This is a genomic window from Arthrobacter sp. G.S.26, assembly GCF_050847375.1.
In the GTDB taxonomy this organism is placed as follows: Bacteria; Actinomycetota; Actinomycetes; order Actinomycetales; family Micrococcaceae; genus Arthrobacter.
Genome location: NZ_CP193752.1, coordinates 4,043,897 through 4,067,439, shown reverse-complemented (window position 1 = coordinate 4,067,439; position 23,543 = coordinate 4,043,897). Strand labels below are relative to the sequence as shown.

General features: G+C 67.3%; 26 protein-coding genes. 14 read left to right on the top strand and 12 right to left on the bottom strand.

What is annotated here, in order from left to right:
- Positions 1-8: 8 nt before the first annotated feature.
- Positions 9-1,304, bottom strand: a complete 1,296-nt coding sequence (locus tag ACRB8A_RS18650; protein WP_432245302.1) for an MFS transporter — start codon at positions 1,302-1,304, stop codon at positions 9-11.
- Positions 1,305-1,446: 142 nt separating this feature from the next.
- Here ACRB8A_RS18650 and ACRB8A_RS18645 point away from each other — a divergent pair, with 142 nt between their 5' ends.
- A complete protein-coding gene (locus ACRB8A_RS18645) occupies positions 1,447-2,196 on the top strand; it encodes an IclR family transcriptional regulator (protein ID WP_432245301.1) in 750 nt (249 codons plus the stop codon).
- A gap of 111 nt (positions 2,197-2,307) precedes the next feature.
- A complete protein-coding gene (locus tag ACRB8A_RS18640; protein WP_432245300.1) occupies positions 2,308-3,498 on the top strand; it encodes a 4-hydroxybenzoate 3-monooxygenase in 1,191 nt (396 codons plus the stop codon).
- 22 nt (positions 3,499-3,520) lie between these two features.
- Here ACRB8A_RS18640 and ACRB8A_RS18635 read toward each other — a convergent pair whose 3' ends face one another.
- From ACRB8A_RS18635 to ACRB8A_RS18625, 3 genes are all read right to left on the bottom strand, one after another.
- Positions 3,521-4,147 carry a thymidine kinase gene (locus tag ACRB8A_RS18635; protein WP_050683643.1) on the bottom strand — a complete coding sequence of 209 codons (627 nt, stop codon included), beginning with the start codon at positions 4,145-4,147 and terminating at the stop codon, positions 3,521-3,523.
- Between the two features lie 103 nt (positions 4,148-4,250).
- On the bottom strand, positions 4,251-4,685 hold the full coding sequence (locus tag ACRB8A_RS18630) for an acyl-CoA thioesterase (protein WP_082178100.1): 435 nt from the start codon (positions 4,683-4,685) through the stop codon (positions 4,251-4,253).
- A 56-nt stretch (positions 4,686-4,741) separates the two neighbouring features.
- Entirely contained in the window at positions 4,742-5,245 is a 504-nt protein-coding gene (locus tag ACRB8A_RS18625; RefSeq protein WP_050683621.1) for a GNAT family N-acetyltransferase, read from the bottom strand.
- A 143-nt stretch (positions 5,246-5,388) separates the two neighbouring features.
- On the opposite strand from ACRB8A_RS18625, the gene ACRB8A_RS18620 reads away from it, so the two are divergent.
- From ACRB8A_RS18620 to ACRB8A_RS18610, 3 genes are read left to right on the top strand one after another with little or no spacing between them, the layout of a single operon-like run.
- On the top strand, positions 5,389-5,892 hold the full coding sequence (locus ACRB8A_RS18620) for a MarR family winged helix-turn-helix transcriptional regulator (RefSeq protein WP_050683620.1): 504 nt from the start codon (positions 5,389-5,391) through the stop codon (positions 5,890-5,892).
- 57 nt (positions 5,893-5,949) lie between these two features.
- Positions 5,950-6,276, top strand: coding sequence for a hypothetical protein (locus ACRB8A_RS18615; protein WP_050683619.1), 327 nt, complete (start codon positions 5,950-5,952; stop codon positions 6,274-6,276).
- Positions 6,273-7,208, top strand: a complete 936-nt coding sequence (locus ACRB8A_RS18610) for a serine/threonine-protein kinase (RefSeq protein WP_432245299.1) — start codon at positions 6,273-6,275, stop codon at positions 7,206-7,208. Before ACRB8A_RS18615 ends, ACRB8A_RS18610 begins: the two co-directional genes overlap by 4 nt.
- Here the strand turns inward: ACRB8A_RS18610 and ACRB8A_RS18605 are convergent.
- Complete coding sequence (locus ACRB8A_RS18605) at positions 7,205-7,882, bottom strand: histidine phosphatase family protein (protein ID WP_050683618.1); 678 nt, start codon at positions 7,880-7,882, stop codon at positions 7,205-7,207. The two genes, ACRB8A_RS18610 and ACRB8A_RS18605, sit on opposite strands and share 4 nt — an antisense overlap.
- 88 nt (positions 7,883-7,970) lie before the next feature.
- On the bottom strand, positions 7,971-9,413 hold the full coding sequence (gene purB, locus ACRB8A_RS18600; RefSeq protein ID WP_432245298.1) for an adenylosuccinate lyase: 1,443 nt from the start codon (positions 9,411-9,413) through the stop codon (positions 7,971-7,973).
- A gap of 281 nt (positions 9,414-9,694) precedes the next feature.
- Between purB and ACRB8A_RS18595 the strand changes: the two genes are divergently transcribed.
- Complete coding sequence (locus ACRB8A_RS18595) at positions 9,695-10,009, top strand: hypothetical protein (protein ID WP_432245297.1); 315 nt, start codon at positions 9,695-9,697, stop codon at positions 10,007-10,009.
- On the top strand, positions 10,009-11,403 hold the full coding sequence (locus ACRB8A_RS18590) for a hypothetical protein (RefSeq protein ID WP_432245296.1): 1,395 nt from the start codon (positions 10,009-10,011) through the stop codon (positions 11,401-11,403). The genes ACRB8A_RS18595 and ACRB8A_RS18590 overlap by 1 nt, the downstream gene beginning before the upstream one ends.
- Before the next feature lie 20 nt (positions 11,404-11,423).
- On the opposite strand, the gene ACRB8A_RS18585 is transcribed toward ACRB8A_RS18590, so the two are convergent.
- Positions 11,424-11,852, bottom strand: a complete 429-nt coding sequence (locus ACRB8A_RS18585) for a phage holin family protein (RefSeq protein ID WP_056599675.1) — start codon at positions 11,850-11,852, stop codon at positions 11,424-11,426.
- Positions 11,853-11,942: 90 nt separating this feature from the next.
- Here ACRB8A_RS18585 and ACRB8A_RS18580 point away from each other — a divergent pair, with 90 nt between their 5' ends.
- The 5 genes from ACRB8A_RS18580 to ACRB8A_RS18560 all read left to right on the top strand — a co-directional run bounded on the left by ACRB8A_RS18580 (position 11,943) and on the right by ACRB8A_RS18560 (position 17,558).
- Positions 11,943-13,061: a histidinol-phosphate transaminase gene (locus ACRB8A_RS18580; protein WP_082484234.1), complete on the top strand. Its 1,119-nt coding sequence runs from the start codon at positions 11,943-11,945 to the stop codon at positions 13,059-13,061.
- Between the two features lie 149 nt (positions 13,062-13,210).
- Positions 13,211-14,446 carry a thiamine pyrophosphate-dependent dehydrogenase E1 component subunit alpha gene (locus ACRB8A_RS18575; RefSeq protein WP_432245295.1) on the top strand — a complete coding sequence of 412 codons (1,236 nt, stop codon included), beginning with the start codon at positions 13,211-13,213 and terminating at the stop codon, positions 14,444-14,446.
- A complete protein-coding gene (locus ACRB8A_RS18570) occupies positions 14,446-15,426 on the top strand; it encodes an alpha-ketoacid dehydrogenase subunit beta (protein ID WP_050683614.1) in 981 nt (326 codons plus the stop codon). The genes ACRB8A_RS18575 and ACRB8A_RS18570 overlap by 1 nt, the downstream gene beginning before the upstream one ends.
- Before the next feature lie 7 nt (positions 15,427-15,433).
- Positions 15,434-16,936 (top strand): dihydrolipoamide acetyltransferase family protein, encoded by a 1,503-nt coding sequence (locus tag ACRB8A_RS18565; protein WP_432245294.1) that lies wholly within the window; start codon positions 15,434-15,436, stop codon positions 16,934-16,936.
- Positions 16,929-17,558, top strand: a complete 630-nt coding sequence (locus ACRB8A_RS18560; protein ID WP_432245293.1) for a phosphatase PAP2 family protein — start codon at positions 16,929-16,931, stop codon at positions 17,556-17,558. The genes ACRB8A_RS18565 and ACRB8A_RS18560 overlap by 8 nt, the downstream gene beginning before the upstream one ends.
- 16 nt (positions 17,559-17,574) lie before the next feature.
- Here ACRB8A_RS18560 and ACRB8A_RS18555 read toward each other — a convergent pair whose 3' ends face one another.
- The 5 genes from ACRB8A_RS18555 to ACRB8A_RS18535 all read right to left on the bottom strand — a co-directional run bounded on the left by ACRB8A_RS18555 (position 17,575) and on the right by ACRB8A_RS18535 (position 21,468).
- The gene (locus ACRB8A_RS18555; protein WP_082484232.1) at positions 17,575-17,910 is read right to left on the bottom strand and encodes a hypothetical protein; all 336 of its coding nucleotides are present in this window, start codon (positions 17,908-17,910) and stop codon (positions 17,575-17,577) included.
- A gap of 152 nt (positions 17,911-18,062) precedes the next feature.
- Entirely contained in the window at positions 18,063-18,491 is a 429-nt protein-coding gene (locus tag ACRB8A_RS18550; protein WP_050683612.1) for a universal stress protein, read from the bottom strand.
- A gap of 46 nt (positions 18,492-18,537) precedes the next feature.
- On the bottom strand, positions 18,538-19,830 hold the full coding sequence (locus tag ACRB8A_RS18545) for a PLP-dependent aminotransferase family protein (protein WP_432245292.1): 1,293 nt from the start codon (positions 19,828-19,830) through the stop codon (positions 18,538-18,540).
- A gap of 48 nt (positions 19,831-19,878) precedes the next feature.
- Positions 19,879-20,763 (bottom strand): GerMN domain-containing protein, encoded by an 885-nt coding sequence (locus tag ACRB8A_RS18540; RefSeq protein ID WP_432245291.1) that lies wholly within the window; start codon positions 20,761-20,763, stop codon positions 19,879-19,881.
- 141 nt (positions 20,764-20,904) lie between these two features.
- On the bottom strand, positions 20,905-21,468 hold the full coding sequence (locus ACRB8A_RS18535) for an NAD(P)H-dependent oxidoreductase (protein WP_050683610.1): 564 nt from the start codon (positions 21,466-21,468) through the stop codon (positions 20,905-20,907).
- Positions 21,469-21,590: 122 nt separating this feature from the next.
- On the opposite strand from ACRB8A_RS18535, the gene ACRB8A_RS18530 reads away from it, so the two are divergent.
- Positions 21,591-22,199: a TetR/AcrR family transcriptional regulator gene (locus ACRB8A_RS18530; RefSeq protein ID WP_432245290.1), complete on the top strand. Its 609-nt coding sequence runs from the start codon at positions 21,591-21,593 to the stop codon at positions 22,197-22,199.
- A 359-nt stretch (positions 22,200-22,558) separates the two neighbouring features.
- The gene (locus tag ACRB8A_RS18525) at positions 22,559-23,542 is read left to right on the top strand and encodes an ABC transporter permease (RefSeq protein ID WP_056599197.1); all 984 of its coding nucleotides are present in this window, start codon (positions 22,559-22,561) and stop codon (positions 23,540-23,542) included.
- The last annotated feature ends 1 nt before the right edge of the window (position 23,543 follow it).

Sequence of the window (23,543 nt, the reverse complement as noted above, 5' to 3'; positions counted from 1 at the left end):
GCGCCCGGTTACGGCTGGTTTGGGGACTGCCCGACGACGGTTTCCCGGCCGGGTGCCGGTGCGATGGCGTGCGGAACGGTCACCAGCGCCACCACCGCGATGACGGCGGCAGCCGCGAAGACATAGAAGCCCCACGGATACGCGATCCCCGCCGCAACCAGTGTTCCGGTGACGGCCGGGCCCATGATGGCGCCGAACCGGCCCACGCCCGCCGCGAAGCCCAGGGCAGTTGCGCGCAGCCGGGCGGGGAAGAGCTGGCTGACCCAGGCGTAGACAAGCACCTGCGAGCTGAACACAAAGACACCCGTGACGAACACTGCGGCGTTGAGCAGCAGCTCGCTCTGGATCTTGACGCTGAGGATGGCCAGCAGCACCGCGGACAACCCGAACCACAGCAGGACGATCTTTTTGGTGCCGTGCTTGTCGGCGAGGATGCCCGCCACCACCAGGCCGACCACGGCCCCCACGTTCAGGACCAGGAGCAGCACCAGGCCGGTGCTGACGGTGTAGCCTGCGGCGGCCATCAGCTGCGGCAGCCAGGTGTTCAGGCCGTACACCAGCAGGAGTCCCATAAAGGACGCGACAGCGATGGCCAGGGCCACCAGCGGGTAGGGCTTGCGGGCCAGGTCCCGGAAGCTGGCGCGCGCTGCGGGTGTGGTGGGTGCCGGTTCCTCCACGGCTTTCCCGGTGGTACCGGCAGCGCCGGCGCCGGCTCCGACGTCGACGGTGACTGCAGGCAGTGTCTCCGGAAGCTTGAACCAGAGGAAAGGCACCAGAGCGAAACCGGCGAGGCCACCCACCACAAACATGATCCGCCAGTCCGGCACCACCAGGATGGCCAGGAACGCTGTGGCCACGGCACCCACGTGGTAGCCGGTCATGGTGCGGGTGGTGGACTTGCCGGCCGTGCCAGCCGGTGCGTAGTCATTCATGTACGCCAGGGCCGCGGGCAGGCAGGCGCCCAGGCCCAGGCCGGCCAGCAGGCGGAAAATGCCGAAGACGGCCACGTTCGGGGCGAACACCACAGCAATGGTGAAAATGGAGAACCACAGCACGCAGGCCACCAGGAGCCGCCGCCGGCCAAACCGGTCAGAGAGCGGTGCGATAAAGAGCGCCCCGATGCCCACACCCACCAGCGAGATCGTCGCGGCATAGGTGGCCCCGACGGCGTCGAACCCCAGGTCCTGGGTCTTGATCAGCGTTGGGATGACAGTGCCCAGGACCACCAAGTCAAAGCCGTCCAGGACCATCGCCAGCCAGCACAGCCAGACGGGCCACTTCGATCGGTGTTGCGCTGGCGTCATTGGCATTACAAACCTCGGTACATCGTGAATGGAGTGTGGCGGCGCACGGCCGCGGGCGCGGCGGTGCAAACCCTTAGTGAGATTTGTATCACCGGGGAGTGTAATCTGGAACAAGTTCTACCATTCAATGGAAGCGATGGGCATGGCCAATTCAGTCTCGGGGGATTCGGTGGTGGATCGGGTGGTGCGGGTGATCGCCGCCTTCCCCGAGGGTGCCAGCAGCCTCCAGCTCTCCGACCTGGCCGTCCGCGCTGGGCTTCCGCTCACCACCGCCCACCGGCTGGTCCGGCAGCTGGCGGCCCACGGACTGCTTGAAACCGGCGCCGGCGGCACGGTCCGGCTGGGACTGCGCCTGTGGGAGCTGGTGAACCGGAATTCGCCCACCCTGGCGCTCCGGCAGGCCGCCATGCCGTTTATGGAGGACATCCAGCAGGTCCTGAACCAGAACGTCAACCTCGCGGTCCTGGACGGCTGGGAGGCGCTCTTTGTGGAACGGCTGTCCCGCCGCGGATCCGTGGTCAACCGGGCCAAGGTGGCCGGCAGGATGCCAGTGCACGTCTCGTCAGCCGGGCTTGCCCTGATGGCGCACCAGGACATGGCTCTGCAGGCCGACTACCTGGCCCAATTCGCGGACCCCGCTGGGAAAGCGACCGTCGACGCCATGCGTGGGCTGCTCAGCGAAACAGCCCACCAGGGCTATGCGCAGCTCGCCGGCGTGGTTGATCCGGACACGTGGGGCATCGCCGTTCCCGTGATTGACGGCAAAAAACGCGCAGTGGCCGCGCTTGGCATCGTGGTTCCGCTGCAGGAAATGCGGCTGCAGGCGCTGGTTCCCGCGCTGCAGACGGCCGCGAGGGGGATCGCCCGGCGGCTGGGACGGGATGAACCCTGATTCCGTTGAACGGAATAGGTGTTACCGCAGTCACGCCTCCGGCGGCACACTGATAGCCAGACGCCCCCCATCCGGCCCCGGCAAAGGGCCCCGCAGCGAAGCGAGACAGCCATGGCAGCACGCACGATCATCACCACCCAGGTGGCCATCATGGGGGCCGGTCCCGCCGGACTGATGCTTTCGCACCTGCTGGCGAAGACCGGTATTGAGTCCACCGTCATCGAAGTCCGCAGCCACCAGGACATCTCCGAGACCGTCCGGGCCGGAATCCTGGAACACGGGACGGTGAACCTGCTGGTGGACAGCGGGGTTTCGGACCGCGTGCTGCGCGAGGGCGACCGGCACGATGGCATTGAGCTGCGGTTCAATGGCGAAAGCCACCGCGTCGATTTCAACGACCTCGTGGGGGAGGCCGTGTGGCTGTACCCGCAGACCGACGTCTTCCTTGACCTGGCCGCACGGCGGAAAGCCGACGGCGGCGACGTCCGCTACAGCGTCACGGACACCTCCGTCCACAACCCCGAGGGCAAGCCGGTGGTCCACTTCACCGATGCGGAAGGCGTGGAGTACGAACTCCGGGCCGACTTTGTGGTGGGCGCCGACGGCTCGCGGAGCCAATGCCGATCCCTGGTGCCGGAATCCGCCAGGACCCGCTACTTCCACGAATACCCCTTCGCCTGGTTCGGCATCCTGGCCGAAGCGCCGCGCAGCTCCGACGAACTGATCTATGCCAATTCCGCCAACGGCTTCGCCCTGATCAGCCAGCGCACCGAAACCGTGCAGCGGATGTACTTCCAATGCGATCCCAGGGAGAACGTCCAGGACTGGGACGACGACAGGATCTGGGCCGAGTTCCGCAACCGGGTCAACGGCAACGGCTTCGAGCTGAACGAAGGCCCGGTCATCGACAAAATGGTCCTGCCCTTCCGCAGTTTCGTCCAGGCTCCGATGCGCTACGGGAACCTGTTTCTGGTGGGCGACGCCGCCCATACGGTCCCGCCCACCGGCGCCAAGGGCCTGAACCTTGCCATCCATGACGTCAAGGTCCTTTTTGAAGGCCTGGACAGCCACTACAACTCCCGCTCGGGGTTGCTCCTGGATTCCTATGGTGACCGGGCCCTGGAGCGGGTGTGGAAGGCGCAGCAGTTCTCCTACTGGATGACCACCATGCTGCACACCCCGGCGGATGCCGACGACTTCTCCCGGGCCCGCCAGCTTGGCGAGCTGAACTCCGTGGTGTCGTCCCGGCACGGCTTGGCCTACCTGGCCGAGGCCTACACCGGCTGGCCGTCGGCCACATAGCAACCGGGGTTGCCGGCGGAGGTCAGGAACCCAGCCGGCCGCCGGACACCTCGAGGTAGCAGGCGCCGCAGAGCGACTCGTACCAGACGTCCTTGCCGTCGATGGCTACCTGGTCGCCGTCGAACACCACCGCGTTGCCCACGCGCCGGGTGTTGAAAATAGCCTTCCGCCCACAGCGGCAGATGGTTTTGAGCTCCTCCAGCGTGTGGGCCACTTCAAGGAGTCGCCGCGACCCGGGAAACGCGTGGGTAAGGAAATCCGTCCGGATGCCGTAGGCCAGCACGGGAACACTGTCCAGGATGGCAATCCGGAACAGGTCATCCACCTGTTCCGGGCTCAGGAACTGCGCTTCGTCCACCAGCAGGCACGCGACAGGCTTCTGGTCGACGTGTTCGAGCAGGGCATCGGGATCGTCGCCGGCAGCGTGGGCCGTGAAGAGTGCGCGGACGTCCGCCCCGGGGGTGATCAGGAAGTCCACGGACCGGGTCATCCCCAGCCGGGACACGATGTCCGTGTCACCCTTGGTATCGACGTCCGGCTTGGCCAGGAGGACACGCTGGCCGCGTTCCTCATAGTTGAACGCCGCCTGGAGCAGCCCGGTGGACTTCCCGGAGTTCATGGCGCCATAGCGGAAGTAAAGCTTGGACAAAGAGGATCCTTTCAGCAGGTACGGCCGGGGCTGCGGCTGCCGGCCAGCGGCGCCCATCAGTGCCCCCGGCGCCCCCACCATGGAAGGCGGCAGGCCGCCGTCGTCAGTCCTGGCTGAGCGTGTCCGTAAGGTGGTGGTTGGGGATCCTGTCCCGGTCATACGTGATTTCAGTGTAGCCGTGCGGCTCGGGCCGGCCGGCGGGGCTGAGGTTCACAAAAACGATTTCCTCGATGGTGAGGATGCTGTGCCGCGTGATCATGTTCCGGACCTCCGCGCGCATGGTCAGTGACGTGCGGCCGAAGCGCGTGGCCGTCAGGCCCATTTCGATCAGGTCGCCCTGGACCGCAGAGCTGACGAAGTTGATCTCGGAAATGTACTTGGTGACCGCCCGGCCGTTGCCCAGTTGCAGGATGGCGTAAATGGCCGCCTCCTCGTCAATCCATTTGAGCAGGCTCCCACCGAACAGGGTGCCGTTGGCGTTGAGGTCTTCGGGCCGGACCCACTTGCGGGTCCGGAAGGTGATGTCTGCGGGGTCCATACGGCGAGGGTAGCTGACGACGCCGCGCGGCCCCCATTATGACGTTGGCCGCCGCCTCAGGCCATGGCGGTGTGCGCCGCGCTCCGGGCGTTGATGGACTTGGCGTAGCAGTAGGAGTGCTCCACGCCCGCGTAGGCGCCGAAGTTCGGGACCGGTTCGAAGCCGCTGTTCTCGTAGAAGTTCCGTCCATCCGGCTGGGCCGATCCGGCTTCCGCTTTGATCCGCGTGATGCCCTGCCTGAACGCCTCCGCCTCAAGGGCGGCGAGGATTGAGCTGGCCACTCCGGAGCCCCGCGTGTACGGCAGGACGTACAGCCGTTTGATTTCGGCCGTCAGCGCGTCCAGTATCCGCAGCCCGCCGCAGCCCACGGGCTGCCCGGAACCCTTGTCGTAGGCCACCAGGAAAACGGCACAGTCAGCGCCCGACGGCGGCTGGCCGGGTTCGTGATCCGGTGTCCCGAAGCGGGCATCAAGTTCCGCCTGCTGGGCCCGGCGCAGATCGGCACCCACAGGGTTGGACCAGGCCACCTGCCTGATGTTCAGCCGTGGGTTGGTCTGCATGTCTGCCTCGATTCGCCGAAGGGTTATGCAAACCAAGGCTACGAGTGCGCGGTTACGCCGGTGTTTCACGGGGGTAAGCGGACGGATAACGCGAAGTCCCTGTTGTTCGATTTCCTAGTTAGCAGGTGGACTAAGATGTTCGCATGGCTTCTGCGGGTAATGAGGGCTCCGGCTACTGGTACGGACCCGACGGGCAACTGGACAGCAGCGCTGCCGTGCTGAAGTCACTGCGGGACTACCGCACAGCCGAAACGAGTGTCCGCAAATCCACCCGTGACTCCATGGGAATGGGCGAGACGGACATCCTGGCCCTGCGGTACCTCCTCCGGTCCCAGGCGGCGGGAAAATCCTCAGTACCCAAAGACCTGAGCCTGTTCCTGGGCATCACCAGCGCGTCCACCACAACGCTGATCGACCGCCTGGTGGCCAGCGGGCACGTCCGCAGGGAGGCGCACCCCTCGGACCGACGCTCCATCATTGTCATTCCCACGGGTGAATCCGATCAGGAGGTGCGGCATACGCTCGGCGCCATGCACCGCAGGATGATGTCGGTGGCGGAAACCCTCACCGCAGACCAGGCCCGGATCGTGGTGGACTTCCTGCAGCGAATGACCGAAGCCCTGGAGGGCCCCGAAGCGACTAGCTAGTTTGGCTAGTAATATGTATGCTTACGATCAAGATGCTGGATCCCTCCCGATGGAGTTGTGAAAACCTTGGTCGCCTTTCCGGAAGTTATGCAGCACAACGGCCGTCCTGCGCCCCGTCACATCACCGGGTCCTGGAGCCCCCGCGGGGTGACGGGCAGCGAAGCGGTCCATTGCGGTACGGCCATGGTCCTGTTTACGCCCCGCTCCACAGCGGCGGACTACACCTTTGGACCTGCAGGCGGCGGCCCGGTCCACCTTCCCCCGGTGTGGCGCTGCAGCTGCGGGTTCCAGCTGGATGCCCGGCTGCCTGGCGGAGACGCCGCCACTCCGGAAACGTTGTCTGCGGGCCCGTCCCGCCGGCGCACCACCGCCCTGTCCGCGTGAGCACCACCGTGCCGGCTGCCCGCCGGCGCGCCTCCGCCCTGCCTGCCTACGCCCTGGCTGCCCGGCCTGGCAGAACCCTGCCCCGTGTCCCGCTGCAGCCGGCAGAGCCCCGCAGCTCCGGCAGCCGATCAACTGGCCTGCCAGCCACCCTGGGCCTCCGCGAGCGGCTTGGCCGCGGTGCGGCAGCTGAGGTGTACCGGGCCGTTGACTCCGCGGGCGGTCCGGATGTGGCCGTGAAGATCGGGTTCCACCGCCCCGAAGGGCAACCGGACCGCCTGCTGCACGAGGCTGCCGTCCTGGCCTCGCTGCAGCACCCGGCCATCATCAGCTTTATTACAGCAGGCACCATCAGCGGCGGCCCCCACCATGGGCGGCCCTTCCTGGTGCAGGAGCTGGCCCATGGAAGCAGCCTGGCCGCGGCGGCGCAGGCCGGCGGCCACCACCCGGCCGAGGTGGCCCGTTGGTCGGCGGACCTGTTCGGCGCCCTGGCCCACCTGCACGCGGGCGGCCTGGTCCACCGGGACATCAAGCCTGCCAACCTGATGCTGAGTGGCCTGCGCCGGAGCCCGGTCCGGATCATCGACTTCGGCATCGCAGCGGCGGCGGGCTCCGCTGCGGAGCTCGGCATCTCGTCCGGGACGGTCCACTACATGAGTCCTGAACAGGCCGCCGGGGCCAACACCCGGCCGTCCTGGGATGTCTATTCCATGGGGCTGGTCCTGCTCGAAGTCCTCACCGGCACCAAGGCCTTCCCCGGTACGGCCATCGAATCGCTCGTTGCCAGGACCCTCCGGGACCCGGAGGTCCCTGCCGTCCTGGGCCCGGAATGGGGCGCATTCCTCAGGTCTTTGACCGCCATGGACAGCGCCGCACGGCCCACGGCTGCGGAAGCCGCGGACGCTGCGGCGCGGCTTGGCCGCGCTGTTCCCTAGCCGCCGGCCAGGGTGGTGCCCGTAGGATCCTCCGCAGTGGGATCCGCCAGGGCCAGGCCGCCCACCGGGCTGCCATCCCAATGGACCAGCGTCCAGCCGTCCGCTGGTCCGCCCTCCACCGCCACAATCCCGGTGTTTTCCAGGACGTGCCGGTTGGCGAAGTCGGGGCCGGCGCCCGACACCCGGCGGCCCGCCCAGGTGCGGATGGCCGCGCCGTGGCTGACGATCGCCACCGTGCCGTGGCCCGCCTGCTCCGCCAGGTCGACCACATGCGCCACTGCGGCATCAAAGCGCCCAAAAAACGCGTGGCCGTCAGGGCCTGCAGGCATCCGACGGTCCAGGTCCCCGGCGATCCAGGAAATCACGGTCCCGATGTAGCGGAGGTGGGACTCGTGGTCGGTCAGCTTCTCCAGGGCACCGGCCTCGATCTCGTGCAGGCCATCAAGCACCGTCACATCCAGGCCCTGGCGGTGGCCCAGGGGTGCTGCCGTCAGCTGTGTCCGCACCAGGGTGGACGCATACAGGGCCCCGATGGGCTCGTTGGCCAGGGACCGGGCCATGGCTTCGGCCTGGCGCTGGCCCAGTTCGGTAAGGCCGGGGCCGGGGTGGGCGGTGTCCAGCTGGCCCAAGACGTTTCCGGGCGTCTGGCCATGACGGATCAGCAGCAGCTTCATGGTTCCAGTCTGGCACTGGGACGCAAAACGGGACCGGACCTTCGAAAGGTCCGGTCCCGCCGTCGGGCAACTGCCCCGGCGCTGGAGCCTACTTGAGGTGGTCTACCAGCTGGTCGGCGATACCCGTGTACTTGCCCGGCGTAAGGGCCAGCAGGCGGGCTTCGGCGTCAGCGGACAGGCCAAGGCCCTGGACGAACTCCTGCATGCGGGCGCCGTCCACACGCTGTCCGCGGGTGAGGTCCTTCAGCCGCTCGTAGGGGTTCTCCATGCCCTCGACGCCGGCGATCGCCTCTGCGCGCATCACCATCTGGATGGCCTCGCCCAGCACTTCCCAGTTGGTGTCGAGATCGCCGGCAAGGACGTCCTCGGCCACGTCAAGGCGCTCCAGGCCTTTGGCCACGTTGGAGATGGCAAGCAGCGAGTGGCCGAAGGCCACACCGATGTTGCGCTGGCTGGAGGAGTCGGTCAGGTCGCGCTGCCAGCGGGACGTGACCAGGGTGGAGCCCAGGACGTCCAGCAGCCCGGAGGAAATTTCCAGGTTGGCCTCGGCGTTTTCGAAGCGGATGGGGTTGACCTTGTGCGGCATTGTGGAGGACCCGGTGGCGCCTGCCACGGGAACCTGCGCGAAGTAGCCGATGGAAATGTAGCTCCAGATGTCCGTGCAGACGTTGTGCAGGATGCGGTTGAAGCGTGCGACGTCGGCGTACAGTTCAGCCTGCCAGTCGTGGCTTTCGATCTGGGTGGTGAGCGGGTTCCAGGCCAGGCCCAGGCCTTCCACGAAGGACCTGGCCACCTGCTGCCAGTCGGCGCCCGGAACGGAAGCGACGTGGGCCGCGTAGGTGCCGGTGGCACCGTTGATCTTGCCCAGGTACTCAGTGCTGGAAATGCGGTCCAGCTGGCGGGTGAGGCGGTGCGCAATGACGGCCAGTTCCTTGCCCAGCGTGGTGGGGGTGGCGGGCTGGCCGTGGGTGCGGGACAGCATGGGGACCGCCCGGTTTTCCTCGGCCATCCGGCTGATCTGCGCCACGAGCGTGCGCGCGGCCGGGAGCCACACGTCCTCCACCGCGCCCTTGACACCCAGGGCGTACGAAAGGTTGTTGATGTCCTCGGACGTGCAGCCGAAGTGGACCATGGCGGTCAGGTTGGTGATGCCGATCCCGTCCAGCCGGCGGCCGATGTAGTACTCCACGGCCTTGACGTCGTGCACCGTGACAGCCTCGATTTCGGCGAGTTCAACCACTGACGCGGCATCGAACTCCGTCACGATGGCGCGGAGCTTTGCCTGCTGGTCCGCCGTCAGCGGACCCGCGCCGGGAAGAACGTTGTTACTGGTCAGGTGGATGAGCCATTCAACTTCAACGGCTACACGGTCACGGTTCAGGGCCGCCTCGGATAGGTAGTCCACGAGGGGCGCGACGGCGGACTGGTAGCGGCCGTCCAGCGGGCCCAGGGCGATCTGCTCCGGGGACGCGGCGAGGGCGAGTCGTCCGGAGGGCGTACGGGTGTCAGCTGTGGCGGCAGTTTCAGGCATGTGCTGATTCTTTCACGAACCTGGTGCGGCGCTTAAGCCGGCCTTCCTTGTTACCCGTGCAGGGGCGGTTGCCCGGTCAGGGGTGGCTGCTGGCTTCGCACCTTGTCCACATAGGCCGCAACGGTTCTTGGCCGGCGCGCCGGCCGTTCGTAGCGTGGTGCCTGTCGGCAAAGAGAGTGCGGCGGCGGCACAAGGCAGGGGTCAAAAAGCAGGCAGTACGAGGCCGCACAAGGCAGGTGGGGTACGGAGCAGGGAGGGACAAAATGGTCACGGATGCGGCGATGGACCCATGGTCCGGAGCCGGCGCGCAGGAGGCGGTGGGGCACCTGGTGTCCCGGCTGGCGGGCTGTTCGGTGCGTGTTGAGCAGGTCCTTGCCGGGTGCCGGGATATCCAGCTGCTTGAGTGGCAGTCCCCGGCGGGACAGGCGTACCGGGAGGCGGTGTCGGTCCAGGCGGCCGCCCTGGCGCAGTCCCTGGAACGGTTGGCCGAGGCCCGCGCGGCAGTGTCACGCTTCGTTCCGGAAGTCCCGTTGTCCGGAAGCTCCACTTTGGCCGGCGGAAGCCTCCCCGGCCAGGCGTTCCCGGGCTGGCCGTGATGTCCGCGCGCAGGCTTGCCGCCGGCAATGTGTCCGGCTACCCGCAGGCGGAGGGCGGCGGGATCGGCCTGTCCGGCCCTGCCCGGGACGGGTACCTGACCATCCGTGGCGGCGCCGGCGGGATAGCCGTTCAGCTCGAGGAGCTGACGGGTGGTGCGGAGAAGCTGGATTCCCTCGCAGCTGACCTCCTGGCAGCGGAAACGGAGGTGGGCAGGATCGGTGAGCAACTGGGCATGATCGCCGGTGCGGCGCCGTGGTCGGCGGCGCCGCATGTCGCTGCGGTGCGGAACAGCCAGTGGAGCCTCCGCCTTGTCCGGCAGGAGATGCAGCAGCTCAGTACCCGCATCCGCGACTGCCGGCGCGAGTATGAACTGGCGGAATGGCGGGCGGACGCCGTCCGGTTCCTGGGGTTCGCAGGCGTTGCGGACATCCGGGGTTCGATGGCCACCATGGCCGGCACCGGAGTACCGGACCGGAGCTCCGTGGAAGGGCTGGTGTCCACCCTGGGGCTGGAATCCGCGGACACCCGACGCCGGATCGCCCGGGCACCGCAGCTCCGGGACCTGCTGATGGGTTTCCTTCGGCCCAGGCCGCTGCAGCTCCGGCAGGAGGAAACGCTGTCCGTGGCCCTGGACAGCTCACCGGCCGGGCTGCTGGAACGTGTCCGGCTCATCGACGCCCGCGGCGCCGGGTTCATTGAGATCCTGGCCGTGGGCGCCGGTCCGGCCAAGACGTACGTGGTGGTGGTTCCGGGCACCCAGGCCGCCGGCAGCCGGATGGGAGGGGAGAACCCGTTCGACGAGGCCGGCATAGCCGAAGGAATGTTCTACGGCTCGGCGGAAATCGACGCCGCCATCCTGTCGGCGCTCCGGGCGGCGGGCGCTGAACCGGGCGCGTCGGTGGTGGCCGTGGGCTACAGCCAGGGCGGCATCCACGCCATGAACCTCGTGGCGGACCCGCGGATCCGCCACGAGTACAACGTCGGCTACGTGCTGACGGCAGGGTCTCCGGTGGCGGGAATCAACGCTCCGCCGGGTGTTGGGTCCCTGCATCTGGAACACCGGGCAGACTGGGTGCCGGGCGCGGACGGCACCCCCAACCCGGACACCCGGGACCGTGTCACCGTAACCCTTGGCAGCCCGCCCGTTGCCGGCCCGGGGGAGGGCGGGCTGGGTGCCGGCCACAGCCTCAGCGGCTACGAAAACGGCGCGCGGCTGGTCGCCGCCAGCTCCGACCCTTCCCTGGTGTCCACCACTGCGGCGCTGGGTGTTCTGCTGGGAGCTGGCGGCAGTGCCACCGCTACGAGGTTCCAGCTCACCCGGTCCCGGGAGCTGCCGCGGCGGGCGCCGGCCACGGAACCGCGGGGCAGGGAGCGTGGCCTGGGTGGGAGGTGAGGAAAGGACCTGGCCGGATCTTACCGCCGGTTGAGGCCCGGCAGGATGCCCGCCACAAGGGAGACCAGCGAGATGATGACGGCTGCCAGGACTGCCGTCCAGAAAAACGAGTCAATGGTGAAATGCACCGGGGTGTAACTGCTGATCCAGGCTGTCAGGAAAAGCATGCCAGCGTTGATCACCACGGTGAACAGGCCAAGGGTCAGGATGGTGATTGGCAGCGCCAGGGCGCGGACCAAGGGCCGGACAAAGGCGTTGACCACCCCGAAGATGGCGCCGATGAACAGATAGGCAAGGACAATGCCGATGGTGTCGGTGTTTTCGGTGACGCCGGTTTTTGCCACGACGTCCGATGCCGCGCCGCTGGAGATCTCCAGGCCGGGAAGGACCCAGCCGGCCACCCAGATTGCCGCAGCGTTGACGATGACCCGCAGGAGAAAGGAACCCATGCCCTCCATGGTTCCACACCGCACGGAAACGGGCTGGACCGGGCAGCAATTGCCCCAGGCCGGGGCGGTGGGAGAAGTAGGCTGGAGGGCATGACCTCAGCAGAGTCCCTGGGCGGCGCAATCCCGCCGCGTCCGGTGGTGGCCGGGTTGCCCCGCTACGCCGCCGGCAAACCGCCGGCCGTTGTCGAAGGACTGGACAGCTACAAACTCTCGTCGAACGAGAACCCGTTGCCGCCGTTGCCCGCCGTCCTGGCGGCCATCGCGGAGCAATCGGACGTCAACCGTTACCCTGATCCGCTGAGCAGCCGGCTGCGCTCGGAGCTCGCGGATTTCCTGGACGTCCCATCGGACGACATCGTGACCGGGGCAGGCAGCCTCGGAGCGCTGAACCAGATCCTGGCCGCCTTTGCCGGCCGGAACGAAGACGGCAAGCCGGATGAAGTGATCTACGCCTGGCGTTCCTTCGAGGCCTATCCCATCAGCGTTGGTTTGGCCGGCGCTGAAAGCGTCCGCATCCCTGTCACCCCGGACGGCCGGCACGACCTCGCGGCCATGGCGGCCGCCGTTTCTGCCCGGACCCGCGTCATTCTGCTCTGCACGCCCAACAACCCCACAGGACCGGCGCTCCAGGCAGCCGAAACCGAGTCCTTCATCCGTGCCGTGCCTGCGGACGTGGTGGTGGTCATCGATGAGGCCTACCAGGAGTTCGTCCGGTCGGACGGGGCCGTGGACGGCATCGACCTCTACCGCGGCTATCCCAATGTAGTGGTGCTGCGGACCTTCTCGAAGGCCCATGGACTGGCCGGGCTCAGGGTGGGCTACAGCGTCAGTAATCCCGGCATCACGCAGTACCTCCGGGCGGCTGCCACGCCGTTTGCGGTGTCGCAGATCGCCGAAAAGGCAGCCGTCGTTTCACTGCAGAATTTCCCCGAAGTTGTAGGAAGGGTACAAACCCTGGTGGACGAACGCGACCGTGTGGTTGCGGGGCTGCGGCACCTGGACTGGGCTGTCCCGGAAGCCCAGGGCAACTTCGTCTGGCTGGCCTTGGGATCCGACAGTGCCGGTTTCGCCGCGGAAGCGGCGGCAAGGGCACTGTCGGTCCGGTTGTTTCCGGATGAGGGTGTCCGGGTGAGCATCGGTGAAGCCGAGGCCAACACCCGCTTCCTGCAGCTCTGTGCGGACTATACAAAGGCGCCCCGGGGTTCCTAGCGCTTAACAAGTGGCCGCGGCGCTACCTACTGAAGATAAAGTTAGGATCAGTAAGCCAATGTATATGCCGTACCGGGAATGTATTCCTGTGAAGGCATATATCCCAGCGACATTGCATCCAACCTGGATGCGGCAAGCAAGGAGACGGTATGGGCACACATCTGCCTTCCACCGAGTTCGACGGAACAGCTGTTGACGATCAGCGCGAAGCTGATGCGGAAGCCGTGCTGGGTGCACCCCCCGCGCACATGGTCCAGCTGCTGGGCCCCGACGGAACGCTCGGGTCGGACCCGGTGTTCAGCAAGTACGCGGCAAAACTGACGCCGGACGTGCTCCGCGGCCTGTACGCCGACATGGCGGCCATCCGGCGCTTTGATGTCGAGGCCACCGCCCTGCAGCGGCAGGGCCAGCTGGCCCTGTGGGTGCCGCTCACCGGCCAGGAAGCTGCGCAGATCGGCTCGGGCCGGGCCAGCCAGCCCCAGGATTACATCTTCCCCACCTACCGTGAACACGGTGTGGCACTGACCCGCAACGTTGATCTGGCTGAGCTCCTGCGCCAGTTCCGCGGCGTCTCCAATGGCGGCTGGAACCCCAAGGACACCAACTTCCACCTCTACACCCTGGTCCTGGCGGCGCAGACCCCGCACGCCGTGGGGTACGCCATGGGCATCCAGCGGGACCAGAAGCTTGCGGCAGCCGCCGGGAACGCGGCCGCGCTGCCCAAGGCGGCTGTGATGGCCTACTTCGGGGACGGCGCCAGCTCCGAGGGCGATGTGCACGAATCGATGGTCTTCGCCTCCTCGTACAACGCCCCCGTGGTGTTCTTCTGCCAGAACAACCACTGGGCCATCTCCGTGCCCAGCAACGTCCAGACCCGGGTGCCGCTCTCAAACCGCGCCAAGGGCTACGGATTCCCGGGCATCCGGGTGGACGGGAACGATGTCATCGCCGTGCACGCCGTGACGGAATGGGCGCTCGAACACGCCCGCCAGGGCCACGGACCCGTCCTGATCGAAGCGTTCACCTACCGTGTTGGCGCCCACACCACAGCCGATGACCCCACAAAGTACCGGCCGTCGTCGGAGGAGGACGCCTGGCGCGCCAAGGATCCCCTGGCCCGCCTGGAAATTCACCTGCGCGCCGAGGGCATGGCGGACGACGACTTCTTCGCCAAGGTCAAGGCCGACGGCGACGACCTCGCCGCCTACGTCCGGCGCACCACCCACGACCTGGAAACGCCGGACATCCGAACCGCCTTCGCCAACACCTATGTCGAGGCACACCCGCTGGTGGCCGAGGAGCTGGCCTGGTTCGAGGAGTACAGTGCAGGGTTCGCCGGCCCAAACGAATCCGGCAGCCCGGCAGCAGCAAAGGCAGGCCACTGATGACCACCATGACCATCGCCAAGGCCATCAACGAAGGCCTCCGCGCCACTTTGGGTGCGAACCCCAAATCTCTGCTGATGGGCGAGGATATCGGGCCCCTGGGCGGTGTCTACCGGGTCACTGACGGCCTGATCGGCGAGTTCGGCCCGGACCGGGTCGTCGACACGCCCCTGGCGGAATCCGGCATCATCGGCACCGCCATCGGGCTGGCCTTGAGCGGGTACCGGCCCGTCTGCGAAATCCAGTTTGACGGCTTTGTGTTCCCCGGCTTCAACCAGATCACCACGCAACTGGCCAAGATGCACTCGCGCAGCAACGGCAACCTGACCGTCCCCGTGGTGATCCGCATCCCCTACGGCGGTGGCATCGGCTCCATCGAGCACCATTCAGAGTCGCCGGAAGCGTTGTTTGCCCACACGGCCGGCCTGCGGATCATCACCCCCTCCAACCCGCACGACGCCTACTGGATGATCCAGCAGGCAGTGGACTGCCAGGACCCGGTGATTGTCTTCGAACCGAAGCGCCGCTATTGGCTCAAGGGTGAGGTGGACACAACGTCTCCCGGCGCCTCCGCTGATCCGTTCAAGGCCCACGTGCTCCGCGAGGGTACGGACGCCACGGTGGTGGTGTATGGCCCGCTGGTCCCGGTGGCACTCGCAGCTGCCAACGCGGCGGCAGAGGACGGCCACAGCGTCGAAGTGATCGACCTCCGCTCCATCTCCCCGATCGACTTCGACACCGTCACCGCATCGGTCAAAAAGACCGGCCGGCTCATTGTGGCCCATGAGGCACCCACCTTCGGCGGGATCGGCGGCGAAATCGCGGCCCGCATCAGCGAACGGGCCTTCCACTCGCTGGAAGCCCCGGTCATCAGGGTGGGCGGCTTCCACATGCCTTACCCGGTGGCCAAGGTGGAGGAAGACTACCTGCCGGACATCGACCGCATCCTGGAGGCGCTGGACCGCGCCCTCTCCTACTGAGGACACCATGACCTTAAACAAGTTCAACCTGCCCGACGTCGGCGAGGGGCTCACGGAGGCGGAAATCGTCGCCTGGAAGGTTAAGCCCGGCGACACCGTGGCCGTCAACGACGTCATCTGCGAGATCGAAACCGCCAAGTCGATCGTGGAGCTGCCGTCCCCGTTCGCCGGGACCGTCAGGGAACTGCTGGTGCCCGAAGGCGTAACCATCGATGTTGGCACCGCCATCATCAGTGTGAGCGATGACGTTGCAGGCGACCCCACCCCCGCCGATGTCCGTGCGCCCGAGGCTCCTGCCCAATTGATGTACGGCACCTTGCCCGCGGACGCCGGAGATGATGCGGCAGCAGCGGACGACGCCGGAACACCGGGAGCGCGGCCGGCCGGCGGTCCGCTGGTGGGTTCGGGCCCCAAGGCCGACGCCGTGAAGCGCCGCCCCCGCAAGACAGCGGCGGCGCCTGCGCAGGCCGCACGCCCCGCTGCCACGCCCGCGCCCGCCACTGCGCCGGCGCCGGCCAGCGTGCCCGCGGCCGGCCCGGTGGCGGTGCCTGCCGCCCCCGCCGGAGCCGAGGACACCAGGCCCACCCTCGGTGGCACCATCACCGGCCTGGTCAACCGTGTCCTCGCCAAGCCCCCGGTCCGCAAGATCGCCCGCGACCTCGGTATTGACCTCGCGGACGTTGTGGCCACCGGGCTGCGTGGTGAGGTCACCAGGGAGGACCTGGTGAGCTACCAGTCGCAGCGCGATGCCGAGCTGGACAAGGCAGACGGCTTCTGGGGCAAGGCCGGCAAGCCGCAGGACCAGCGTGTGGAAACCATCCCCGTCAAGGGTGTCCGCAAGGCCACGGCCCGGGCCATGGTGGAGTCGGCGTTCTCGGCCCCGCACGTGAGTATCTTCGTGGATGTGGACGCCAGCCGGACCATGGAGTTCGTCAAGCGGCTCAAGGCATCCAGGGACTTCGAGGGCGTCAGGGTTTCTCCGCTCCTGATCCTTGCCAAGGCTGTCATCTGGGCCGCCGCCAGGAACCCCAGCGTCAACGCCACCTGGGTGGACAACGGCGCGGCAGACACCGCCGAAATCCAGATCAAGCACTACATGAACCTGGGAATCGCCGCCGCCACCCCGCGCGGGCTGATGGTGCCCAACATCAAAAACGCCCAGGACCTTTCCCTGAAGGAACTGGCGCTGGCGTTGAACAACCTTGCCACCACCGCCCGGGCCGGCAGGACCCAACCCGCAGAAATGCAGGGCGGCACCCTGACAGTGACCAACATCGGCGCCCTCGGCATCGACACGGGGACTCCCATCATCAACCCGGGCGAAGTGGCGATCGTAGCCTTCGGTACCATCAAGCAGAAGCCCTGGGTCCTGGACGGCGAGGTCATCCCCCGTTGGATCACCACGCTGGGTGGTTCCTTCGACCACCGCGTTGTGGACGGCGACCTGTCCGCCCGGTTCATGGCGGACGTAGCCGCCATTCTGGAGGAGCCGGCGCTGCTCCTTGACTGAAGCTGCGGTGCCGGCCGCCGGAACCATCAGGGCAAAAAACAGGGCTGCCCGCTGGATCACCGAAATCCTCCAGCCGCCGGTGGTGGTCAGTGCACAGCTTCTGCTGAGCCCGCTGACCACCCCGGGCTTGCCTGGAACACTGGGCTACGGGGCGCTGGCGGCCGTGTTTGTCTGCCTGCTCCCGCTGGGCCTGCTGCTCATCCTGGTCCGGCTGGGACGTGTCAGCGACCACCACATCAGCAACCGCAAGCAACGTGCCCCCGTGCTGGTCCTGACCCTGGTCTCCATTGGGGTGGGGCTGATAGTACTGGCCGCAACCGGGGCTCCGCCCAGTGTCACCGCCATGGTCCTGGCCGTGGTGGGCGGCGTGGTGGTCCTGGCGGCAGTGAGCCCCTTCTGGAAAATCAGCGGCCACGCGGCGGCAATTTCCTCGTCCACGGCCATAGCCGTGCTGATGCTGGGACCGGCATGGCTGCCGCTCGTGCTGCTGGTCCCGGCCGTGGGGTGGTCCCGGGTGGTCCTGCGGGCACATACCCTGGCGCAGGTAGTGGCGGGCACCTTGTTCGGCGGTGTGGTGATGGCCGGGATCTGGTGGCTCCTGCAGGGCTGGTTGGTGGGCTAGCTAGCCCCGGCCGGGATCAGTACGCCGGGTAAGCGGCCAGCATCTCCAGCGTCGAAGGATCCAGCGTGGCGCCGATAGTCACCGCCGCCATTGTCATCACCGTTCCCAGGACCGCCGTTGCTGCGCCCCAGGCCGCCAGGAATTTCCAGTCGTCCCGCAGGGTGCTGCCCACCGTTTCGGGAAGCCGCAGGCCGGGGGCGATGGTGTTCGGGGCACTGTCAACGCTGCCGTCGTCGAGCAGCGCCACGACGGTGCCGTTGCTCCGGTCCACCCGCATCGAGCAGATGTGGTTGCCGTGCCGTGCCAGCAGGATGTCGTGGCCTACGAGCTGGCGGCGCTGGAGAGTGATCAAGGATGCCCCTTTGGGTGCTGGTGGTCTGGTCCGCACCATTGGGGCTGCTTCAATTTTATCGTTCGCCCCGGGCGGAAACCGCGATCCGGGCGTGAGAACGGACACCCCCCGCCGCGACAATGGCCACAGCGGGGAGCGTCCGCGGAACGCTGCTAGTCGGCGTCGTAGGTGTTCGCGATGTACACATCGCACGGGGCGTTGTGGGCCACGCTGTTGGCCACACTGCCCAGCACCCGGCCGATCCCCTGCATCCGCCGGTTTCCCACCACGATGATGCGTGCTTCCCGCCGCACAGCTTCCTTAATAAGGGCATCTGCCGGCCTGCCCCGGGCTGCGGAGTAGGTCACGGCGACACTGCTGCCCAGGGAGTCCGCAACGGTCCGCGCCACGTGTTCGGCGGCGTCCGCGTCGGAAACGATCCACTGGTCGCTGCCGCTGCCGAAAACCTCTGTCCGGTCGCTGTCGAAAGCCGACACCACGTGCAGCGAGGCTCCCAGGGCGGCTGCCAGGTCCCGTGCGGACTCTGCGGCCCGCTTGGCCGTGTCGCTGCCGTCGACCCCTACAACGATGATTCCGCTCATGCGCCTTGCTCCTTCGCTTGGTGTGTCAGGGTTTGTGCTGCCTACGCTACAGCGCCGCGATGGCTTCCTGAAGGACCGGCGCCAGCCGGCGTACTCCTTCGGCAATGGCATCGGGGGGAACGGCGCTGAATGCGAGGCGAAGTTTGTTGGACGGTTCATCCGAGGGCGTGAACGCGGCCCCCGGAATAAACACCACACCGGCCTCAATGGCTTTGTAAAGCAGCGGGTAGGTGTCTATGCCCGCCGGCAGGGTGACCCACACGAAGAAGCCCCCGTCGGGCGAGGTCCAGGTGGCACCTGCAGGCAAGTGCTCCTCGAGGGCTTCGATCATGGCGCGGCAGCGTTCGGCATAAAGCCCCCGGTAGGTCTCGATCTGGCCTTTCCAGTCGTAGTCGCGCAGGTAGGCGGACACGAGCATCTGGTTCAAGGCCGGCGGGCACAGGGTCACCGACTCCGCCGCGAGGTAGTACCGGCGCTGCAGGTGGGCGGGCACCAGGGCCCAGCCGATCCGGAGGCCGGGGGCGAAGATCTTCGAAAAGGAGCCCATGTAGATGACGTCGTCCGGGTTAGCGGCCCGCAACGGGGCCAGTGGCCGGCCGTCAAACCGCAGCAGCCCGTAGGGGTTGTCCTCCAGGACCAGAATATTCGCTTTACGGCATATATCGACGATCTGCTGGCGGCGTTCCGCCGCGAGGGTGATGCCCGACGGGTTGTTGAAGTTGGGGATGGTGTACAGGAACTTGATGGTCCTGCCTGCCAGCTGAAGGGCTGCGATGCGCGCCTCCAGGAGATCGGGCACCAGGCCATGCTCATCCATTGGCACGGTTTCCACCTGGACCTGGTAGGCCTCGAAGGTGTTCAGGGCGCCCACGTAGGTGGGGTCCTCAACCAGGACCACGTCCCCCGGGTCACAAAACACCTTGGTGGCCACGTCCTGCGCCGACTGGGAGCCGGCGGTGACCACCACGTTTTCGGGGCGGGCGTCGGTGATGCCTTCGGCGGCCATGACTTCGCAGATCTGGGCCCGGAGTTCGGCAGTGCCCTGGCCTGCACCATACTGCAGCGCGGTGAGGCCCTCTTCGGCGATGATCCGTGCCGATGTGGCGGCCAGCCGGTCCAGCGGCAGTGACTGCAGGTAGGGGCTGCCCCCCGCCAGCGAGACCAGGCCCTCGCGGAGCGAGATATCAAAAACGTCCCGGACGGCTGACTGCCGGATGTGGGCGGCCCGCTCGGAGAACAGCTCCTGGTGGCGGTGGGCTGATGTTGCGGCCCGTTCGATGGCATCAATGGCTTCGGCCGGCAGCGCACCCGCGGCGGCATCAAGTGTTTCGTGGCTCACATCCTCAGGATACAACCGGGTGTTGCCTGAAAAGCAACAGCTGTTGAATCATGATTCACCCGGTGGCGGCGTTCCGGCGGTTCCGTCCCCTTGGTCCAGGCGGAGTGCCTGCCCCAAGGGCACGCCATTGATGTAGATCTCGGCCCGGACGGCACCCACGGCGGCCACGGCTGTCTGGGTCAGCTGCATTTCCAGCCTGGGCAGGTCGCAGACGCCATCGGGGTTGAGTCCGCCCGCAAGGTACACCGTGACGGTGGTTCCGTCGAAGCGGCCGGACAGGAGCGTCAGGGTGGCACCTGCCAGGGCGTTGTAGCTGCCTGCAGGCAACGCTGCCCCAAGGTCATCGGATTCCGCTGGTCCGAGGAGGGGGCCCAGTGCAGCACGCAGCGGTGCCGCGGCAGTGGCGGCCGGCAGCTGCCGGGAAAGGCCCACCAGGCTGTCATTGCAGCCGAAGCGGACGCCGTTCCGGCCGCCGTCGTCCAGCAGCACGTAGTACGTGGTGACGGTACGCAGTCCGGAAGGCGCACTGGCGCCGGAGGTTGGTATGGCACCGGGGACGGGTGCAGCAGCGGGGCCCGAAGAGGGTGCCGAGGAGGGGGTGGCGGCGGCACCAGGGGTGTCCGCCGGTGGGGGACTGCCCCCGCCAGTGCCGGGCGCAGGAGCCGGGCTGACCGGAGGCGCGGCATGACGGGCGCCGGGCGTCGCCGAAGCTGCGGACGGAACAGCCGCCGCCGTGGATGTGGTTGGGGCCTGCGGCCAGGGCGGAGCCTGCGGCCCGGGCGCCGGCGGGGCGGCCGGAACGCCAGGGTTGGTGGGGGCGGGCACACCCTCCGGCGCCGGGGCGCAGGCGCCCAGCCAGCAGCAGAGCGCCAGGGCCGCGACGGCCGCCTGCCGCGTTCCCCGCCCCTGACCGGCACCCCCGGTTCCTGGCATCCTGCACCGCTTTTCCGTTCCGGCCCGTCCAGCGCGGCGGCTCCGGTTGATTAACGTTACGGCCGGCGGCAGGACCGGGGATCTCCGGGTGGTACCGGTTGGGACAAGAGTTGGTTACAGCAGGGCAGGCGCCTCGAGGTACTAGGCGGCCGGTGCTGCGACTGCGGCGTCAAGGGCATCGAAGACGCCCTTGATCTGCTCCACGACCTCTGCGTCGTCCTTGGGGTGCAGTTCGGCGAACCGGACCAGCGAGCCGGGAACAGCCAGCTTGGCGTCCGCCAGGACGTTTGCGCCGGCGATGCCGGCAGCCTTGCGGGCCTCATCCTGGGCCCAAACGCCGCCGAACTGGCCAAAAGCGGTTCCGACGACGGCGGTGGGTTTGCCGGTCAGGGCGCCGGCGCCGAACGGGCGGGACAGCCAGTCGATGGCGTTCTTGAGCGGGGCCGGGATGGTGCCGTTGTACTCGGGGGTCACCAGCAGCACGGCACCGGCTTCAGCGGCAGCGGCACGCAGCGCGGCGGCGGCGGCAGGAACGGAACCTTCTACGTCGATGTCCTCATTGTAGAACGGAATGTTGCCCAGGCTGTCGTGGATAACAACAGCGACGTGCTCCGGGGCGTTGAGCTGGATTGCTTCGGCCAGCATCTGGTTGGTGGACTCGGCGCGGAGGCTGCCGACGAGCGTCAGGACGGTGTTCTTGGACATGGGGACTCCTAGGGTTCGGGCCGCGGGGGTTGCGGCGCAGCACAACTGGGGCGTCGGAACGCCTTCATCCAGAGTAAACGGACCACGGTCCGTTTAATATTCCCGGGGACTAGACTGGACCTGTGAGTTCCATCCCAATGCGGCCGGGAGTGGCCCCGGTTACCGCTGCCGAGCGCAGTGACGCCGTCCGGAACCGGGAGCGCCTCCTAAGGGCCGCCCGCGAACTCATTGAGGAGGGCGGGGTGGCCGGCCTGACCATGGACCGGCTGGCGGAGTACGCCGGCGTGGGCAAGGGCACCGTGTTCCGGCGGTTCGGCAGCCGAGCCGGGCTGATGGTGACGCTGCTCAACGACTCCGAAACCGACTTTCAGTCGCGGTTTATGTTCGGGCCGCCGCCCCTGGGTCCGGGCGCGCCCGGCCTTGAGCGGCTGATCGCCTGCGGCATCGGGCGGATCCAGTATGTACTGGCTTTCGGGGACCTGGTTCTCGCTGCGGAAATGGCGTCGCGGGGCCGTTTTGAAGTGCCCGCCGCAGCCCTGTGGAACCGGCATATTGAGATGCTGCTGCGGCAGGAAGGCTATGCCCCCGAGCCTGGCCTGATGGCCGGTTCCCTTGCTGCCACCCTGGATCCTGAGCGGCTCCTGAACCTGGTCCGGGTCCACGGCGTTGCGCCGGAACGGCTGATGGCTTCCTGGCAGGACCTTGTCACACGCGTCGTGCGCGGGGCGTAGGCTACGTCAGTTCCGGACCCTCGGTCCAGTCACATGAGCTTTACAGGAATGTTCATAACAATCTGATACGGGCCAGTAGCTTTCGGGCCGTCCCGGCGCAATCCGGGCTGCGGGCTGTGATAGTTTCCTCTGGAATGTGACCCGCAACATAGTCCACCAGGACCGGCCCCAAAGGCTGCGGGACGCCAGCCACCCGCTGGCACAGAACCCGGTGAGGCGGAGCAAACCCCCGCTCATCCGGGGATGACGGAAGGATCCAGCACGTGATTGTTGTTTTGCCCCGTATCCCGGCACTCCAGCTGCCACCCGCGCAGTGTCCTTCCGTCCAACGGCCGGCGGCGAAACAGAAGTAGCGCCCCATGCTCCGCTACCTTGCCAAACGCGGCTTCACTTACCTGGTCATGATCTTCCTGACCACCTCTGCCGGATATTTCCTGGCCGTCAGCTCCCTCAAACCGGCGCTGCTGGAACAGGAACGCATCCCCCGCCCCACTCCGGAGCAGGTCGCCAACTCCATGCGCCTCAAGGGCCTGGACCCGGACCTCAACCCGTGGGAGCGCTACGTTGACTGGCTCACCGGCATCGTGACCCGCTGGGACTGGGGCCGCAGCCCGAATGGCGCCTTCATCAACGCTGAATTTGGGGACCGCGTGTGGATCTCCACCCGGCTTTTCCTCGCCTCGATCGTGCTGACCCTGGTGATCGGCGTCGCGCTGGGTGTGTACTCCGCCGCCCGCCAGTACAAGTTCCAGGACCGGGTCATCACGTCATACAGCTACCTGGCCTACATCGTGCCGGCCCCCATCGCCTACTTCCTGGTGCAGTTGGGCGCCATCAACATCAACGAAACCGTGGGCAACCGCATCTTCTTCGTCACCGGCATCTCAACCCCCGGCATGGAGCCCGGGTGGGCGCAGTTTGTGGACATGGTGGGCCACTACGCCGTGCCCACGGTGGCCATCACCCTGGTGGGCTGGGGCTCCTACCAGATCGCCCAGCGCCAATACCTCCTGGACAACGTCAACGCAGACTTCGTCCGAACGGCGCGCGCCAAGGGACTGACCCGCAACCAGGCCATCAGCCGGCACGCCCTGCGCGTGTCCTTCATCCCCGTGGCCCAAAGCATCGCCTTCACCATCCCGGCCATCTTCGCCGGCGGCTTCTTCGCCGAAAAGATCTTCGCCTGGCCCGGCGTCGGATCCTGGAGCATTGACGCTATCTCGCTGCAGGACGTCAACGCGGCCACCGCCACCCTGGCGTACGGCTCCGTGATCTTCGCCCTGGGCGCCATCCTGGCGGACTTCGCCACCACGCTTGTAGACCCGAGAGTGCGGGTGCAGTAGC

Excerpts from the sequence above, each read along its gene's own strand:
- ACRB8A_RS18650 (WP_432245302.1), bottom strand. The coding sequence starts at position 1,304 with ATGACGCCAGCGCAACACCGATCGAAGTGGCCCGTCTGGCTGTGCTGG.
- ACRB8A_RS18645 (WP_432245301.1), top strand. The coding sequence starts at position 1,447 with ATGGCCAATTCAGTCTCGGGGGATTCGGTGGTGGATCGGGTGGTGCGG.
- ACRB8A_RS18640 (WP_432245300.1), top strand. The coding sequence starts at position 2,308 with ATGGCAGCACGCACGATCATCACCACCCAGGTGGCCATCATGGGGGCC.
- ACRB8A_RS18630 (WP_082178100.1), bottom strand. The coding sequence starts at position 4,685 with ATGGACCCCGCAGACATCACCTTCCGGACCCGCAAGTGGGTCCGGCCC.
- ACRB8A_RS18625 (WP_050683621.1), bottom strand. The coding sequence starts at position 5,245 with ATGCAGACCAACCCACGGCTGAACATCAGGCAGGTGGCCTGGTCCAAC.
- ACRB8A_RS18620 (WP_050683620.1), top strand. The coding sequence starts at position 5,389 with ATGGCTTCTGCGGGTAATGAGGGCTCCGGCTACTGGTACGGACCCGAC.
- ACRB8A_RS18605 (WP_050683618.1), bottom strand. The coding sequence starts at position 7,882 with ATGAAGCTGCTGCTGATCCGTCATGGCCAGACGCCCGGAAACGTCTTG.
- purB (WP_432245298.1), bottom strand. The coding sequence starts at position 9,413 with ATGCCTGAAACTGCCGCCACAGCTGACACCCGTACGCCCTCCGGACGA.
- ACRB8A_RS18595 (WP_432245297.1), top strand. The coding sequence starts at position 9,695 with ATGGACCCATGGTCCGGAGCCGGCGCGCAGGAGGCGGTGGGGCACCTG.
- ACRB8A_RS18590 (WP_432245296.1), top strand. The coding sequence starts at position 10,009 with ATGTCCGCGCGCAGGCTTGCCGCCGGCAATGTGTCCGGCTACCCGCAG.
- ACRB8A_RS18585 (WP_056599675.1), bottom strand. The coding sequence starts at position 11,852 with ATGGGTTCCTTTCTCCTGCGGGTCATCGTCAACGCTGCGGCAATCTGG.
- ACRB8A_RS18580 (WP_082484234.1), top strand. The coding sequence starts at position 11,943 with ATGACCTCAGCAGAGTCCCTGGGCGGCGCAATCCCGCCGCGTCCGGTG.
- ACRB8A_RS18575 (WP_432245295.1), top strand. The coding sequence starts at position 13,211 with ATGGGCACACATCTGCCTTCCACCGAGTTCGACGGAACAGCTGTTGAC.
- ACRB8A_RS18570 (WP_050683614.1), top strand. The coding sequence starts at position 14,446 with ATGACCACCATGACCATCGCCAAGGCCATCAACGAAGGCCTCCGCGCC.
- ACRB8A_RS18565 (WP_432245294.1), top strand. The coding sequence starts at position 15,434 with ATGACCTTAAACAAGTTCAACCTGCCCGACGTCGGCGAGGGGCTCACG.
- ACRB8A_RS18550 (WP_050683612.1), bottom strand. The coding sequence starts at position 18,491 with ATGAGCGGAATCATCGTTGTAGGGGTCGACGGCAGCGACACGGCCAAG.
- ACRB8A_RS18540 (WP_432245291.1), bottom strand. The coding sequence starts at position 20,763 with ATGCCAGGAACCGGGGGTGCCGGTCAGGGGCGGGGAACGCGGCAGGCG.
- ACRB8A_RS18535 (WP_050683610.1), bottom strand. The coding sequence starts at position 21,468 with ATGTCCAAGAACACCGTCCTGACGCTCGTCGGCAGCCTCCGCGCCGAG.
- ACRB8A_RS18525 (WP_056599197.1), top strand. The coding sequence starts at position 22,559 with ATGCTCCGCTACCTTGCCAAACGCGGCTTCACTTACCTGGTCATGATC.